The organism is Apibacter raozihei (genome assembly GCF_004014855.1).
In the GTDB taxonomy this organism is placed as follows: Bacteria; Bacteroidota; Bacteroidia; order Flavobacteriales; family Weeksellaceae; genus Apibacter; species Apibacter raozihei.
Map to the genome: position 1 here is coordinate 1,763,598 of NZ_CP034930.1, position 15,383 is coordinate 1,778,980.

The following is a 15,383-nucleotide window of genomic DNA, read 5'->3' on the forward strand; positions in this document are numbered from 1 at the left end:
TTATGAGCCAGTTGTATGTACCCGATGGGGCGTTAACTACCTGCTTAGAAGGGAAAGCAAATTCGGAAATAAAAGTAACCTCCCAGTCTTCCGTTTATATCAACAATAAGCTGAAAGCAACGGAAAACGATCGGTTTAAAGATAATTTTCATTGCCAGAAAATGGTAAGCGGCTCTGCTTCCGCAGGGGGAATGATAGGTGCTGCTATAGGATCGTTGGGTGGACCGGTAGGAGCTTTTGTAGGCTATTTTGCCGGTAAGTTTGTCGGCGGATTATTGGGAAACCGTCTGGCTACCCAAACCCTGCCCAGCCTTTGTTCTTCTTTGTGCAAGCCTTCCCGTTGGACGGTCGTACACCCTAAGGTTAAAATTTCCAGGCAGAAAGCCTTATTGGAAAAAGCCAACCTTCGTTGCCTGATGGGGGGAATTATTTATATAGTACTTCCTGATATGAGTGTAGCCCTTACCCATGCCCGGCTGGCACAGGGAGCGTATACCAATGTAGATTTTGATAACCCGGAGAATAACCCGGAAATTGACGGTTTTAAACCGGTAAGTGCAGAACGAGCAGAAGAAATTCTTAAAGACGATTGGAGAAAATTATTAAATCAGGATCAGGATAATGGATTTTATGCTACGCTCTACGAAGATAAAAATGGGAATGTGGTAGTGGCTTACCGGGGAACCGACCCTGGGGCGGGAATTAATGATATTAAAGAAGACTATGTACAAGCAATGGGGCTAAGTTCTGAACAGTATGATGCTTCGGTAAAATTAGCTGAAAAAGTACAGGAAGCTAAAAATGCAGGAGATATAAAAGGCGATGTGAGTATTACCGGGCATTCCTTAGGAGGAGGGCTGGCAACTATTGCCGGTGCTACTACCGGTTACCCTACCTATACCTACAATGCCGCTGCCGTGCATGAAAAAACCTATGAAAGAAACGGGATAGATGTCAACAATACCAAGCATATACAAGCCTATGTAGGAACCAAAGATCCCTTAAACGGATTACAGGATAACCGGGAAGCGGTATTATCCGGCGGAGTATTGGCAGCACCTGCTCTTCCGGTACTGGGAGGAGTTGCCGGTTCTGCGGCGGGTACTGTGGTCGGTGGTTCGGCAGGAGCTATTGTTGGATCTACTACTCTAAATCCGGTTACTATGGGAAGTACTACTGTTGGAGGAGCACTTATAGGCAGCCAGGCAGGAGGTATGTTAGGAACGGCCGGAGGAGGGGTATTGGGCGGAGTATTAGCCTTGTCGGGGATATGGGGGAATTTTACCGGAGGTTTGCCCCGACAACAAGGAATGCAGCGCATAGTAGTTCCGCAGGACTGTTCCTGGCTGGACGGGCATATGATAGGAGATCTGATTACGGCAATGGAACAAATGCAGAAGCGTATGGGAGCAGGGAATCCTGTAAAGGCAAACATGGAAATTACTCCTTCTACCTTGAGCCGTTCCGAAATTCTGAAAGACTGGTGGAACGGATACGATTATGAAGGTTCCGGCTGGGGGCATGGTCCCCGTCAATTATTAGCAGAATGGCTGGGAGTAGACAACAAAGTGAATACTCTGTTTGATGCCGGAATGCTTTCAATGCTACAGTTTGGAGAAGGACAGATATCCGGGCAGGCTTTGGAAAAAGTGAAAAATGATCCGGCTATGGTAGCCAGGGAACAGGAATTAGTAAATCTGATAAAAAATGATCCACGATATGGTAATGAGGCTTTTTCTATAAAAGATGTTGACTTGGTATGTTTCGGAGGACAACGGGCTCCGGGGGATATGTGGGATCAGGCCAAAGGATTTTGGAAAGAAGAATACCGGGATACCTGGAAAGTTGCCGGAAATGAATTAACCTGGATGGTTCGTAATACTAATGTAACTTCAGCGGCTCAGGTAGCGGCTGATGGTACGATTACTATGAACCATAGCTTTTCCGATATATTCGATTTACGTCCGGGAGGAAGGAGCGATGCTTATGATACCATAACCGGAATTACCGGAACTGCATATCATGATGTATTAGGAGGGAACGATTTACTACACCTTAATGCCGAATGGACATCAATAATTAAACCCTGAATAAGATGAATATAAAAAAGATAATAATAACAATAATAATTACAGTTAATTTCATTTCATGTACCCAGCATGAAAGTAAAAAACTAAATAAAACCCAAATGAATAAAGATCCATTTTATACAGAAAATTCAGGATACGATTACATCCGCTTTCCTCTTATTAAGCCTTATGAAACCATATCATTAAACAAAGGGGAAGAATGGGCTATAAAGTCAGATTTTAAACCGAAAACTCCAGCTGAAATTGTAAAAGCATATGGAATACAGAAAATAAATATTCTATTAAGGAAAATAATTATTTGTTATTGTGAGAAATATCCAATTATAGGTGGAGAAGAATTCCCTAAAGCTTGGTTTATATTTATACCAGAACAAAAAATAAATAAGGGTTTTATCACAGAACAAGAGTTTTGGGCTTATTTACAAACACAAGGAATACAAAAGGAGCAAATAAATTGGAAGACACCGAAGGAATTATATGAACAATTTTCAAAGACTCATTGCCTGCCTTGGATTCCTGATTAATAAACTTATAATATGTAATATGAAAATTATAAGGATACGAATAATTAATGTCCTTATTTTATTAAAATAAATTTAAATAATATTAATGACAAATATTAAATCACAATCATGGTGCTGGATTGAAAAAGGAGAACCTGAGAAATTAATTTTAAAAGATCAGACAGTACGGCAACTTGAAGAACAAGAAGTCTTAATTGAAAATAGTTATATTGGTCTTAACCCTGTGGACTGGAAACTTATCAGTTCTGGGGGAGCCAACTGGAAAAAGAATCATATTCCTGGAGTAGATGGAGCAGGGATCGTAATAAAGACAGGAAATAAAATGAAGCATATTCAACTCGGTACTCGAGTTTGCTATCATGCAGATTTAAATAAAAACGGAAGTTTCTCAACCCATACTATTACTAATGGGAAAAATATAATTTATATACCTGAAAAAGTTAGTGATTCTACGGCAGCAGCTTTTCCTTGCCCATGTTTAACTGCATGGCAGTCATTTAAAAAAGTTCCGGATGTTGTAAATAAAAAGGTTTTGGTAAGTGGAGCAGGAGGATCAGTAGGATATTTTTTAACCCAGTTGATCATTGATGCCGGAGCAAAAGTTTACGTAACTTCAAGTAAAAAACATCATCAGAAATTTTTAAAAATGGGAGTTCTCAATGCAGTTGATTATAACTTAACTGATTGGGAAAATGTTTTACTCCAATCAATAAATCATAATTCTTTTGATATAATTTTCGACACAGTCAGTGGCATTCATGCAACAGGATTAATGAATATGATTAGTTATTATGGACATATGGTAGCTATTCAAGATAGGGTGAAAGAAAATACTTTACCAGCATTTACCACATGTATTTCTTTACATGAAATTGCCTTAGGCGCATTTCATACCTATGCTTCAGATGCTCAAATTGCAGATCTAATGATACAGGGTGAAAAGTTATTAAATGATATAGGAAATTCAAAATTTCATCTTAGAGATTTAAATATTAGTGATTTTGAACAGCTACCCAGGCATTTAGCCGAATTAAAAAATAATAATTCAGAAATTAAATATGTCATTAAAGTTTAAGATATAAAACATGAATCTTAAAATCGCAGCTAAATTCAAATTTTAAAAATTATAAAACTATTGATGTAAGCGGTCATACGCAATAAAATTAGTAAATTTGCAATATTAAACGAGATTTTAAAATGAACCCTAAGTCGTTAGTAAAAGAGCATAGCCTAAAGGCTATAAAAGACCTTTACGGTTTACATATACATAATATAGAAATACAGTCAACAAAAGAAGAATTTGAAGGAGATTACACCTTGGTAGTTTTTCCTTTAGTAAAAGAAGTTAGGAAAAAACCAGAAGAAATAGCTCAAGAATTAGGAAATGTATTAGTACAACAAGAGGTATTTATTTCTTTTAATGTTGTCAAAGGATTTCTTAATCTGGAATTAAATCCTTGCGTTTTTACTCAGTTGCTTAGGGAATCTTATTCAAATGTAAATTACGGATTATCAGAGGGAAATAAAGCCAGAATAATGGTGGAATATTCATCACCGAATACTAATAAGCCAATTCATTTAGGGCATATAAGAAATAATTTATTAGGTTACTCCATAAGCAACATTCTTAAAGCAGCAGGTAATGAAGTTTTGAAATCTCAGATTATTAATGATCGAGGTATTCATATTTGTAAATCTATGCTTGCATGGCAAAAATTTGGTAAGGGAGAAACACCATTTTCTGCAAAAGTAAAAGGAGATCATCTGGTAGGGAAGTATTATGTTATTTTTGATAAGGAATATCAAAAACAAGTAAATGAATTAGTTACTAATGGATTAGATAAAGAAGAAGCAAAAAAAAATGCTCCCATTTTATTAGAAGCACAGGTCATGCTAAGAAAATGGGAAGATGGAGATAAAGAAATAAGACAACTATGGGCAGAAATGAATAGTTGGGTGTATGAAGGTTTTGAACAAACATATAAAAGACTGGGTGTAAATTTTGATTTAATACAATATGAAAGTAATACCTACTTATTAGGTAAAGATGTAATTGAAGAAGGATTAAGCAAAGGGGTATTATTTAAAAAAGAAGACGGATCGGTTTGGGCTGATTTAACAGACGATGGGCTGGATCAAAAATTACTTTTAAGAGGAGATGGTACTTCTGTTTATATAACTCAGGATTTAGGAACTGCTGTAGAACGGTTTACCCGATTTCAATTGGGGGAATTAATTTATACTGTCGGAAATGAGCAAGACTATCATTTTCAGGTTTTATTTTTAATTTTAAAAAAATTGGGCTATGCATGGGCAGATAAATTATTTCACCTTTCTTATGGAATGGTTGATTTACCAAGCGGTAAAATGAAATCCAGAGAGGGTACCGTCGTCGATGCTGATGAGTTAATGGAAGAAATGCATAAAGAAGCGGTTAAGAAAACAGAGGAGTTAGGTAAATTAGATGGTTACACAGAAGCTGAAAAAGAACATACAAATGAAATGATAGGTCTAGGAGCATTAAAATATTATATTTTAAAAGTGGATCCTAAAAAACGTATTCTTTTTGATCCTAACGAAAGTATAGATTTTAATGGAAATACAGGACCGTTTGTACAATATACCTATGCTCGTATTCAATCTGTATTAAGAAAAGCAAATCAACAGATAATTACTATTACGGATCAGCAATTAAATGCAACTGAAAGATCGTTGATTATTTTGCTTGCTTCCTTTTCCGATAGTATTGAAAAGTCTGCTAATACTTTAAATCCGGCTATTGTAGCCAATTATATTTACGATGTAGTAAAAGAATTTAATTATTTTTATCAGAATTATTCTATTCTTAATGCTGAATATGAATCTGAAAAACAGTTAAGATTAGCTTTGGCCCAATGGACTGGGAATGTTATTAAAAGTGCTTTAAACCTTTTAGGTATTGGTGCTCCTGAAAGAATGTAGAATGGCTGAGCAACTGGAACTTATATTAAAAGAAAAAGAAATTAATCCAACAGCTATGAGGCTTTTGGTATTAGATTATTTTTTAAAACAAAGTTCTGCTATCTCCCTTTCTGACTTGGAGTCAGATTTTGATTATTCTGACCGCACAACCTTATTCAGAACTCTGAAAACATTTGAGAAAAAAGGGCTTCTGCACAGTATCAATGATGGGAACGTTACTGTTTATGCTTTGTGTTTGGATAATTGCTCAGAAGAATTTCATGCAGATAGTCATATACATTTTTGTTGTAACAGTTGTAAAAAGGTATTCTGCCTGCCTAAAGTCAAAGCCCCGGTTTTGGAAATGCCTCTGGGATTCAAGATGGAAAAATTGGATATTATAGCTCATGGAGTATGTAATGAATGTAAATAATAATTTTCATTTATCACCAAGAAAATACTAACTTTGTAAATATGGAAAATTTTGTTGTTTCTGCAAGAAAATACCGGCCACTTGAATTCGATAGTGTTGTAGGTCAAAGTCATATTACCGATACCTTGGAACATGCCATTGAAAACAATCAGTTAGCACAGGCGCTTCTTTTCTGCGGTCCCAGAGGAGTTGGAAAAACAACTTGTGCGCGAATACTTGCAAGAAAAATCAACGAAAAATTTGGTGAAACTGACGAAAATGATTTTGCATTTAATATATTCGAATTAGATGCCGCTTCAAATAATTCAGTAGATGATATACGTAATCTTATTGAACAGGTAAGGTATGCTCCTCAGGTAGGAAAATATAAAGTTTATATAATAGATGAAGTTCATATGCTTTCAAATGCTGCGTTTAATGCATTTTTGAAAACTTTGGAAGAACCACCTGCACATGCTATTTTCATTTTAGCAACTACTGAAAAGCAAAAAATCATACCAACTATTCTATCTCGCTGTCAAATATATGATTTTAAAAGAATCGAAATTAATGATATAAAAAATCATCTAAAAAAAATAGCAGATAAGGAAGCAGTTCATTACGAAGATGATGCCTTACACATTATAGCACAGAAAGCAGACGGTGGATTAAGAGATGCTTTATCCATGTTTGACAGGCTGGTTACTTTTACTCAAAAAAACTTAACTATTGCAGCAGTTACTGAAAATTTGAGTATTTTGGATTACGAATATTTTTTTAGAATTACAGATTTAGCACTTAAAAATGATATTCCCGGCTTATTAATAGCCTATAACGACATTGTAAGAAAAGGATTTGATTCCCAAATATTTATTTCCGGTTTAGGAAGTCATTTCAGGGATTTAATGGTTGCTCAGAATCCTCAGACACTACCTCTTTTAGAAGTAGGGGAGTCAACTAAACAAAAATATTTGCAACAAGCTCAAATCTGTCGCCCAAAATTTCTCATAGACGCTATTGAAATATGCCATCAGGCAGATATAAATTTTAGAAATAGTAAGAATCCTAAATTGTCTGTGGAAATAGCGCTTATGCAACTAGCTTCTTTAACAGCAGAGAATAATCTGGGAGATAAAAAAAAAAATTTAGGATAATACTTCCTGGCTTTTTTACGGCAGACATTAATCAGACCAAAAGTGAAAATGTAAAAATATCTCAATCAAAAGTCAGTACTGAAGTTAGCAATAATGAAATAAAAGAACAGGTATCAGAATCCATAGTAAATTTGGAAAAAAAACCTGTAAAATCAGTTCAAAAACCTTTAGGCGGGGTCAAAAAGAGTTCCTCTTTTTTATCAATTAAAAGTTCATTAAATTCAAAAGAAGAATCTGCTGATGAAAATGCAGGGTTAGACTCTTCGGAAAAAGATAAAGATGATTTTAAAGAACAAGACGTGAAATCATTCTGGATAAATTATTTGGAAAATCTTAAGGGAAAACAGCCCGTTTTATATAACGTTTTAAACACAACAGCGTGTAAGGTAGTTAATAATCAAGTTATTTTTTTTGAATTTCCTTCCAATTCTGCATATGATGAATTTGAAACATTAAGGGAAAATATATTTCAAAATTTAAAAAAGCATCTTAATAATTATTCAATAGAATTTGATTATAAAATTAAGGAGACAAGTAAAACCATTTTGCTTACATCTAAAGATAAATTTGAAAAAATGGTTAAAATTAATCCTCTTTTAGAAAAACTTAGAAATGATTTTCGTTTAGAAATTTAAAATTCAGGGTAAAAATTCTCATTATGAAAAAATACATAGTAATGTTATCATTTTTAATATCTGTGCTCAACTATGGGCAAAAGATTTCAAAATTGAAAACTGATGACGAAAAAGCTTCATATGCGTTAGGCGTAAAATTAGCTGCTGAATTTATTCCTAAGGGCCTGGATAAAGATATCAATTTAAATATATTGATTAGGGCAATGAGAGATAAATTTAATAATAAAAAATTATTGTTTTCTGAAGATTCAATACAATCTTTTATGGCTAATTATCAGCCAGAACACTTAAAAAAAATTGGGGAAATAAATGCAGAAAATAGTAAGAAATTCTTAGAGTTGAACAAAAATAGATCCGGAATATATTCCACCGATTCAGGTTTACAGTATAAGATTCTGAAAGAGGGTACCGGGCCTCAACCTACAGAAAAAGATATTGTATCCGTCCATTATGTTTTAAAAACAAAAGAAGGAATTATTATTGACAATTCAAAAAAATCAGCTTCTGATAAACCTGTTGATTATTCATTTTCTCAAACCATACCGGGATGGCAAGAAGGAATTAAGCTAATGAATAAAGGAAGTAAATATATTTTATATATACCTCCGGAATTAGCCTACGGAGAAAATGGTCCTTTAGGACCTTATCAGGTTTTAGTTTTTGAAGTAGAGTTAGTAGAAATTAAATCGGAAATTTAATTAATAAAAAAAATCTACTTTCTATAAAAACAGAGAACGTATACATATAGAGTAGAAATAGGAACGAAAATGTAAAGACTATTAAAAATAAACATCGCTTAAGAGTATATTTTTTTGTATAACATTAACTAAAATTTATGTTACAAATTCAATTATTTATTAGATATTTGCATCTACCTATATTAATATAATAAATATATAAGATAAATGAAAAAAAATGTTGTTATAGCTGCTTTCGTTATGTGCTCATTACCTGTATTTGCTCAGAAAGTAACTGAACTTAAAACAGATAAAGAAAAATTATCCTATTCAATAGGAACCAATATAGCACAAAGTTTAAAACAGCAGGACATGGTTAATGATGTAGATTTAAATATATTAAATCAGGCGATGAATGATGTGTTCAAAGGTCAGAAACTTCTTTATCCGGAAGATTCCATAGCATCTTTTATGAAAACGTTTGGAGAAAAGAAAATGGCTGAGATGCAAACTAAAATGAAAGAAATGGCTCAAAAGAATAAAGAAGAAGGAGCTAAATTTTTAGAACAAAACAAAAAAAAGAAAGGAGTAACAACGACAGCTTCTGGATTGCAATATGAAATACTTACTAAAAGTAAGTCAACGGAAAAACCTAAAGAAACAGATGTGGTTAAAGTTAAATACGAAGGAAAGCTACTTAACGGAACTGTTTTTGACTCCACAGATAAAAATAATAACGGAGAACCTATTGAGTTCGAACTAAACAGAGTGATAAAAGGATGGACAGAAGGAGTTAGCTTAATGACCAAAGGTTCTAAATACAGATTGTTTATTCCTTCGGAATTGGCTTATGGGGAAAGTGGAGCAGGAAGAGATATTACTCCCAATTCTGTATTGATATTTGATGTAGAATTGGTTGATTTCAAATCAGCGCCACAAACAGTAGACGTTCAGAAATAAAAAAGTAAAATAAACTATTATAATATAAATACTAAAAAAATTATATAATGATCAAAAAGACGATTTTAATGGCTTCATTAGCAGGTCTAACTCTTATTTCATGTAATAAATTGAAAGAGGCTCAGGGAGGAGGATCATCCGCATTAAAAACGGATGATGATAAAGCTTCTTATGCAATAGGATTAAGTTTAGCTCAAAATTTTAAACCTCAGGGTCTTGATAAAGATATTAATCTTGATTTAGTGATGCAGGCTATGAGAGATAAATTTGAAAATAAAAAATTATTATTTTCAGAGGATTCTATACAGTCTTTTATGGCAACTTACATGCCTAAACATTTAGAAAAAGTAGGTAAAAGAAACTCTGAAGAAAGTAAAAAGTTCTTAGAAGCAAATAAAAAGAAATCAGGAATTCAAACTACGGCTTCAGGATTACAATATAAAGTAGAAAAAGAAGGAACTGGAGCAAAACCTACGGAAGAAGATTTGGTTTCTGTTAATTATGTTTTAAAAACAATCGATGGTACGGTTATCGAAGATTCTAAAAAATCTACGGGAGGAAAACCTGCGGATATTCCATTAGCCAGAGTTGTTCCGGGATGGAAAGAAGGGGTTAAGCTTATGAACAAAGGATCTAAATATATTTTATATATACCATCTGAATTAGCTTATGGAGAAAATGGCCCGGCAGGACCTAACCAGGCCTTGATTTTCGAGGTGGAATTAGTAGACTTCAAACCTATGCCTAAACAGGATGCACAACCTCAGATTACACCTGAACAGTTACAACAAATCCAACAACAGGCACAGCAGCAGCAAGTGAAATAATACTGGATAAAGTTTAAATTTCCAAACATGATAAAACTCTTATTTATATAAGAGTTTTTTTCTTTTATATAAGCATCCGTTACATATTCATTTATTAAATTTGTAATACTAAATTGTATAGTTCATGAAAAAAATTCAAATGGTTGACCTGATCACCCAATATCAATATATAAAGCCACAAATAGAAAATGGTTTTGATGAAGTATTAAATTCAGCAGCTTTTATCAATGGACCTCAGGTGAGACAATTTTCTGAAAATCTGGAAAAATATCTGGATGTAAAACATGTAATACCTTGTGCCAATGGAACTGAAGCTCTACAAATTGCATTAATGGCTTTGGATCTACAGCCGGGAGATGAAGTGATAACCGCTGACTTTACATTTGCAGCTACCGTTGAAGTTATAAGCTTATTAAAATTAGAGTCTGTTCTGGTAGATGTGGATTATGATACCTTTATGATTAACCCAGAAGCTATAAGAAAAGCCATTACACCAAGAACTAAAGCAATTATTCCGGTTCATCTCTTTGGGCAATGTGCTAACATGGAAGAAATACTGTCTATAGCAAAAGAATTTAATTTATATGTGGTTGAAGATAATGCTCAGGCAATTGGTGCAGATTATATTTTAAAAGATGGAAGTTCCAAAAAATCAGGTACATTGGGAACTGTGGGAACCACCTCATTTTTTCCCTCAAAAAATTTAGGATGTTATGGAGACGGTGGAGCTATATTTACCAACGATGATCATTTAGCACACCGGTTGAGAGGTATTGTTAATCATGGTATGTATAAAAGATATTATCACGATGAAGTAGGTGTAAATTCTCGTTTGGATAGTCTTCAGGCAGTAGTGTTAAACACTAAATTACCATTATTGGATTCTTACAATGAAAAAAGAAGAAATACGGCAGATTTTTATGACAACCATTTTGAAAATCATCCAAATTTAATTGTTCCGGCCAGAGCCGTTAATTCAACTCACGTTTTCCATCAATATACGCTTAAAGTAGTCAATGCAGATAGAAATGCATTACAGGAATATCTTTCTCAAAATGAAATTCCGGCTATGATTTATTATCCGGTTCCTTTAAGAAAGCAAAAAGCCTATGATAACGGTAAGTACAGCGATCAGGATTTTCCTGTTACCAATCAACTGATAGATCAGGTTATTTCCCTGCCCATGCATACAGAATTAGACGAAGAACAGCTAAACTATATAGTTAAAACTGTTTTAACTTTTTTTAAATAAAAATTGGTAATAAAAAAGGATTGTTATTAAACAATCCTTTTTTATATATTATTATTTTACTTTACGTATTTATAATATCTGGCTCCGAGTAAAACCGGATTTTCTTTTTCAATATGATCCAAAACAAATTCGTTCTCTGGAGTTAATATAGAATCTTTACATTCTTTTTTATGTAATGAATGATAAGTATTAAGATCTATAGCTGAGGTTTTGTCTAGAGTTTCAAATAATTCTAATTTAGCTACCTGATCTTTCCATCCGTTTTCAATATTACCTTCAAAAGCTTTGGATTTAGAACCGCTACCATAAGCAAGAAAACCTAATTTTTCATTTGTGATATCCGTATTATTCTTATAATGAAAATACAAAGTTGAAAATAAGCCCATAAAAATAGAACCAGTATACATATTACCAATATCAGAGGATGCTATTTCAGCCGGACTGAATTTCTCTTTGGCAAACGATTTGTATTCTTCTGATTTTCCAATTTCTTTAATACGTTCTGCATATTTTTCTCCGTCTTCCGGTAATGAGTTTTTCAGGTCGCTGTCCAATGCATATATTTCCGAAAACATTCTTCTCCCCTGAAAGGAGTAGGGAAGATGTACAATTATATTTCTCCAGCGATTATACAATGTAGTAGAATTGTCTGCAGAAAGTAATTTTTTCAATTGGAAATACGCTCCTTTAAGACGATCCTGATAGCAAATATTAGAGTACTGCCCATCAAATACAGGTTGTTCCTTAAATAATTCTATATCAGTTTCTAAAACTCCGAACCATTCATCATTAGATAAATTTCCAGTAATTTTACTTTTTTCAATCGATCTTTTGGGTTTAAAAAAGTCGAATACCCCCTTTGTACTGACTCCGAAATTATTGTCAATAGATAGAATTCTCGGGTTCGTACTTACCAATAATGCTACAGCACCAGCACCCTGAGTATATTCACCGGTCGATTCCAAATCATACTTAGCATAGTCTGTACAAATTACAATTGCTTTTTTATCAGAATTTACACGTACAAAATCCAAAGAATTATGCAAAGCATCTACTCCTCCAATGCAGGCAAACGTCAAATCAACAGCATCGCAATGTTCAAAAGAATTTTCACCATATAAATCTTCCATTAACGGAAGTAAAAAAGAAGCAATTGGTTTAGATGAATCAATTCCGCTTTCAGTGCCCACATATATACGGCTTATATCCGAAATATTTAATTTTTCCTGTTCTATAAGCTTTTTCAAGGCATTGGCAGCAAAAACTATAACATCCTGATGCACGTCAGGCAGAGACATTTTCAAGAGTCCCAGACCTTTTTCCAATTTTGCAGGTTCTATGTTTCTGGCGATAGCAAGTTCCTTGATAGGTAAGTAAATCTTAGGAATATCATAGGAGATAGCATCAATTCCGACTTTTATATTTTGATTCATATATTCATATTATTCTTAGGTTACAAAAATAATAAAACAATTCAAGAGTATAATTAATTTACCTTTAATTAAATTATGATATTTAAACATTAAACAAACGATAAGCATATATTAACGGGTTGTCTGTAAATTTTATTTACGTAAATGAGTTGCGTAGTAAGAAAGTACCTTTGTTTACTATATATTTAGATTATGATTTCTAAAAAGCATATTGAATTAGCGGTAAAAGAAGGACGTGTTGAAGTACATAAACATCCGGAACACGATTTGTTTATTTATAATTACACACAGAAAACTCAATTTGAAAAATTATGGGATCCTCTGACATTGGCATGTAGAGGTTTGATTTTAAATAAAAATTATCAGATAATGGCACGTCCATTTGCTAAATTTTTTAACAAAGAAGAGTTAGCTTCAGAGGAAATTCCTAAGTTAAACTATGAAGTATACGAAAAAATGGATGGTTCTCTGGGTATATTATATTGGTCTGAAGGTATACCACGTATTGCTACCCGTAAATCATTTACAAGTAAACAAGCGATCAAAGCAACACAACTCTTACATACCAAATATAAAAATTCAATAAACCATTTAAATTCATCCTATACTTATTTATTCGAAATCATTTATCCTGAAAATAGAATTGTTGTTGATTATGGTCTGAATGAAGACTTAGTTTTATTAGGAATTATTGATATTGCTACAGGAAAAGAGTACCCTCTAAAGGAATTGGGTTTTCCGATAGTAAAAAAATATGATGAGTTTACAAATTTAAATCAGATTTACAAAGAGCAGGACAAGAACCGAGAGGGATTTGTCATAAAATTTTCAAACAACTTCAGGATGAAAGTAAAATTTTCCGAATATATACGTTTACATAAATTAGTAACTCAGTTGTCTACAATTTCAATATGGGAGCATTTAAAAAATAATCGACCTTTGGAAGAATTATTATGCAATGTCCCGGATGAATTTTTTCAATGGGTTAAAAATATACGTGAAGATCTAATTTCTCAATATCAGAAAATGGAAGATCAATGTAAAAGTGAGTTCAAAATACTAGATACCCGAAAAGAAACTGCTGATTATTTTTTAACTTCACACTATGCATCTATTTTATTTGCTATGCTGGATCATAAAGATTATAGTCAGTTAATCTGGAAAAAAATACGTCCTGAGTATGAAAAACCTTTTCAATGAAATAAAAGATGAATTAACGGCTTTTATACAGAAAATTGATTAACGCAGATCCCTCATACAATCAAACGTTTGGTTCAACACATAGATATATATCTGTTTAAATAATCATAATTGTAGTGAATCCTAAATCGCCTAAACTAATTTAGGAGTAGAATTTACAAGCAGGTTTATATTTTAATGTAAAAATGTATCCGATAAAATACGTAACTTTAGCCTAATCTGAAATTAAGCTTATGGGTACGAATAAAATACTGGTAATTGGTAGCACCAATGTAGATATGGTTATTAAAATGAAGAAGCTACCGTTGCCTGGAGAAACCGTTGGAAATGGAAAATTTGAACAATCTTACGGTGGTAAAGGTGCAAATCAGGCCCTGGCAGCTGCTAAACAAAACGTGAATACAGAATTTATAACCTGTCTGGGTAATGATTCTCATGCAAAAAAGCTTGAGGAATATTTTCGTAATAATTTGCTGATTACTAATCGGATTTTGTATTCAGATAAATCTCCGACAGGTATTGCACTTATTTATGTATCAGAAGATGGAGAAAATTGTATAGCTCTTGCACCCGGAGCCAATGAGGAGCTTACTATGGAGAATTTGAGTGATTGGGAGCAACTATTTAAAAATGTTGAGTTACTGGTTTTACAAGCTGAAATACCTTTACTAACTATAGAGAATTTGATTCTCAAGGCAAAGGAAAAAAATATTAAAGTTCTCTTTAATCCGGCTCCGGTATGTAGAATAAATAAACACCTGTTAACCTGTATTGATTATCTGGTTGTAAATAAGGGAGAATTAGAAGAAATTTCAGGTGAAAAAGTGGATAGTTTAAATTTGAAAACTATAACCGGCGAATTATTAAAGAAAGGATGCAAACATGTGATAGTTACTCTTGGAAAAGAAGGAGTATTTTATCATTCCGACTATACTGAACTATCTGTTAAGGCATTTCCTGTGGAAGCTGTTGATACCACGGGTGCGGGAGATACTTTTTGCGGGGTTCTGGCTGCATGTATAGCAGAAAAAGAGACAATAACTACTGACATTCTTAAATATTGTTGTGCTGCTTCTGCTATTTCTGTTACACGTATGGGAGCTCAGCCCTCAATTCCTTCAAAAGATGAGACCAAACAATTTTTTCATTCTAAATACAATCAATAATAAGGTGTATCTTGCTTATTCGAACTGTTTTATATTTTTTTTATACTAAATTAATCTAATTAGTATTTTTTAGTCAATCATATTGAAATAATTAGTAACTTTACTTCATACTG

The 15,383-nt window shown here is 33.2% G+C and carries 14 protein-coding genes; 13 read left to right on the forward strand and 1 reads right to left on the reverse strand.

The genetic code is table 11. From position 1 onward, the window contains the following. Positions 1–2 precede the first annotated feature (2 nt). The 11 genes from EOV51_RS07915 (at position 3) to EOV51_RS07965 (ending at position 11,471) form a co-directional block, all read left to right on the forward strand. Positions 3–2,090, forward strand: coding sequence for a PAAR-like protein (locus EOV51_RS07915; RefSeq protein ID WP_128151602.1), 2,088 nt, complete (start codon positions 3–5; stop codon positions 2,088–2,090). A gap of 98 nt (positions 2,091–2,188) precedes the next feature. After that, entirely contained in the window at positions 2,189–2,614 is a 426-nt protein-coding gene (locus EOV51_RS07920) for a hypothetical protein (protein ID WP_128151604.1), read from the forward strand. Between the two features lie 85 nt (positions 2,615–2,699). Beyond that, positions 2,700–3,689 (forward strand): alcohol dehydrogenase catalytic domain-containing protein, encoded by a 990-nt coding sequence (locus EOV51_RS07925; protein WP_128151605.1) that lies wholly within the window; start codon positions 2,700–2,702, stop codon positions 3,687–3,689. 122 nt (positions 3,690–3,811) lie between these two features. After that, the gene (gene argS / locus EOV51_RS07930; protein ID WP_128151607.1) at positions 3,812–5,575 is read left to right on the forward strand and encodes an arginine--tRNA ligase; all 1,764 of its coding nucleotides are present in this window, start codon (positions 3,812–3,814) and stop codon (positions 5,573–5,575) included. Between the two features lies 1 nt (position 5,576). Further along, complete coding sequence (locus EOV51_RS07935) at positions 5,577–5,987, forward strand: Fur family transcriptional regulator (RefSeq protein WP_128151609.1); 411 nt, start codon at positions 5,577–5,579, stop codon at positions 5,985–5,987. Positions 5,988–6,028: 41 nt separating this feature from the next. Next, on the forward strand, positions 6,029–7,120 hold the full coding sequence (gene dnaX / locus EOV51_RS07940; protein ID WP_128151611.1) for a DNA polymerase III subunit gamma/tau: 1,092 nt from the start codon (positions 6,029–6,031) through the stop codon (positions 7,118–7,120). Between the two features lie 131 nt (positions 7,121–7,251). Beyond that, positions 7,252–7,755 (forward strand): hypothetical protein, encoded by a 504-nt coding sequence (locus tag EOV51_RS07945; RefSeq protein WP_128151613.1) that lies wholly within the window; start codon positions 7,252–7,254, stop codon positions 7,753–7,755. Positions 7,756–7,778: 23 nt separating this feature from the next. After that, the gene (locus EOV51_RS07950) at positions 7,779–8,453 is read left to right on the forward strand and encodes an FKBP-type peptidyl-prolyl cis-trans isomerase (RefSeq protein ID WP_128151615.1); all 675 of its coding nucleotides are present in this window, start codon (positions 7,779–7,781) and stop codon (positions 8,451–8,453) included. A 207-nt stretch (positions 8,454–8,660) separates the two neighbouring features. Then, positions 8,661–9,392, forward strand: coding sequence for an FKBP-type peptidyl-prolyl cis-trans isomerase (locus tag EOV51_RS14785; protein ID WP_128151617.1), 732 nt, complete (start codon positions 8,661–8,663; stop codon positions 9,390–9,392). 47 nt (positions 9,393–9,439) lie between these two features. After that, entirely contained in the window at positions 9,440–10,219 is a 780-nt protein-coding gene (locus EOV51_RS07960; protein ID WP_128151619.1) for an FKBP-type peptidyl-prolyl cis-trans isomerase, read from the forward strand. A 124-nt stretch (positions 10,220–10,343) separates the two neighbouring features. Then, complete coding sequence (locus tag EOV51_RS07965; protein ID WP_128151621.1) at positions 10,344–11,471, forward strand: DegT/DnrJ/EryC1/StrS family aminotransferase; 1,128 nt, start codon at positions 10,344–10,346, stop codon at positions 11,469–11,471. A 56-nt stretch (positions 11,472–11,527) separates the two neighbouring features. Here the strand turns inward: EOV51_RS07965 and EOV51_RS07970 are convergent, their stop codons facing one another. Then, complete coding sequence (locus tag EOV51_RS07970; protein WP_128153321.1) at positions 11,528–12,892, reverse strand: hydroxymethylglutaryl-CoA synthase family protein; 1,365 nt, start codon at positions 12,890–12,892, stop codon at positions 11,528–11,530. Positions 12,893–13,096: 204 nt separating this feature from the next. On the opposite strand from EOV51_RS07970, the gene EOV51_RS07975 reads away from it, so the two are divergent. Further along, positions 13,097–14,104, forward strand: a complete 1,008-nt coding sequence (locus EOV51_RS07975; RefSeq protein WP_128151623.1) for a T4 RnlA family RNA ligase — start codon at positions 13,097–13,099, stop codon at positions 14,102–14,104. 233 nt (positions 14,105–14,337) lie between these two features. Then, positions 14,338–15,270: a ribokinase gene (gene rbsK, locus EOV51_RS07980; protein ID WP_128151625.1), complete on the forward strand. Its 933-nt coding sequence runs from the start codon at positions 14,338–14,340 to the stop codon at positions 15,268–15,270. Positions 15,271–15,383: the final 113 nt, after the last annotated feature.

Coding starts and splice junctions, on each gene's coding strand:
- EOV51_RS07915 (WP_128151602.1), top strand. CDS start 3: ATGAGCCAGTTGTATGTACCCGATGGGGCGTTAACTACCTGCTTAGAA.
- EOV51_RS07920 (WP_128151604.1), top strand. CDS start 2,189: ATGAATAAAGATCCATTTTATACAGAAAATTCAGGATACGATTACATC.
- EOV51_RS07925 (WP_128151605.1), top strand. CDS start 2,700: ATGACAAATATTAAATCACAATCATGGTGCTGGATTGAAAAAGGAGAA.
- argS (WP_128151607.1), top strand. CDS start 3,812: ATGAACCCTAAGTCGTTAGTAAAAGAGCATAGCCTAAAGGCTATAAAA.
- EOV51_RS07935 (WP_128151609.1), top strand. CDS start 5,577: ATGGCTGAGCAACTGGAACTTATATTAAAAGAAAAAGAAATTAATCCA.
- dnaX (WP_128151611.1), top strand. CDS start 6,029: ATGGAAAATTTTGTTGTTTCTGCAAGAAAATACCGGCCACTTGAATTC.
- EOV51_RS07950 (WP_128151615.1), top strand. CDS start 7,779: ATGAAAAAATACATAGTAATGTTATCATTTTTAATATCTGTGCTCAAC.
- EOV51_RS14785 (WP_128151617.1), top strand. CDS start 8,661: ATGAAAAAAAATGTTGTTATAGCTGCTTTCGTTATGTGCTCATTACCT.
- EOV51_RS07960 (WP_128151619.1), top strand. CDS start 9,440: ATGATCAAAAAGACGATTTTAATGGCTTCATTAGCAGGTCTAACTCTT.
- EOV51_RS07965 (WP_128151621.1), top strand. CDS start 10,344: ATGAAAAAAATTCAAATGGTTGACCTGATCACCCAATATCAATATATA.
- EOV51_RS07975 (WP_128151623.1), top strand. CDS start 13,097: ATGATTTCTAAAAAGCATATTGAATTAGCGGTAAAAGAAGGACGTGTT.
- rbsK (WP_128151625.1), top strand. CDS start 14,338: ATGGGTACGAATAAAATACTGGTAATTGGTAGCACCAATGTAGATATG.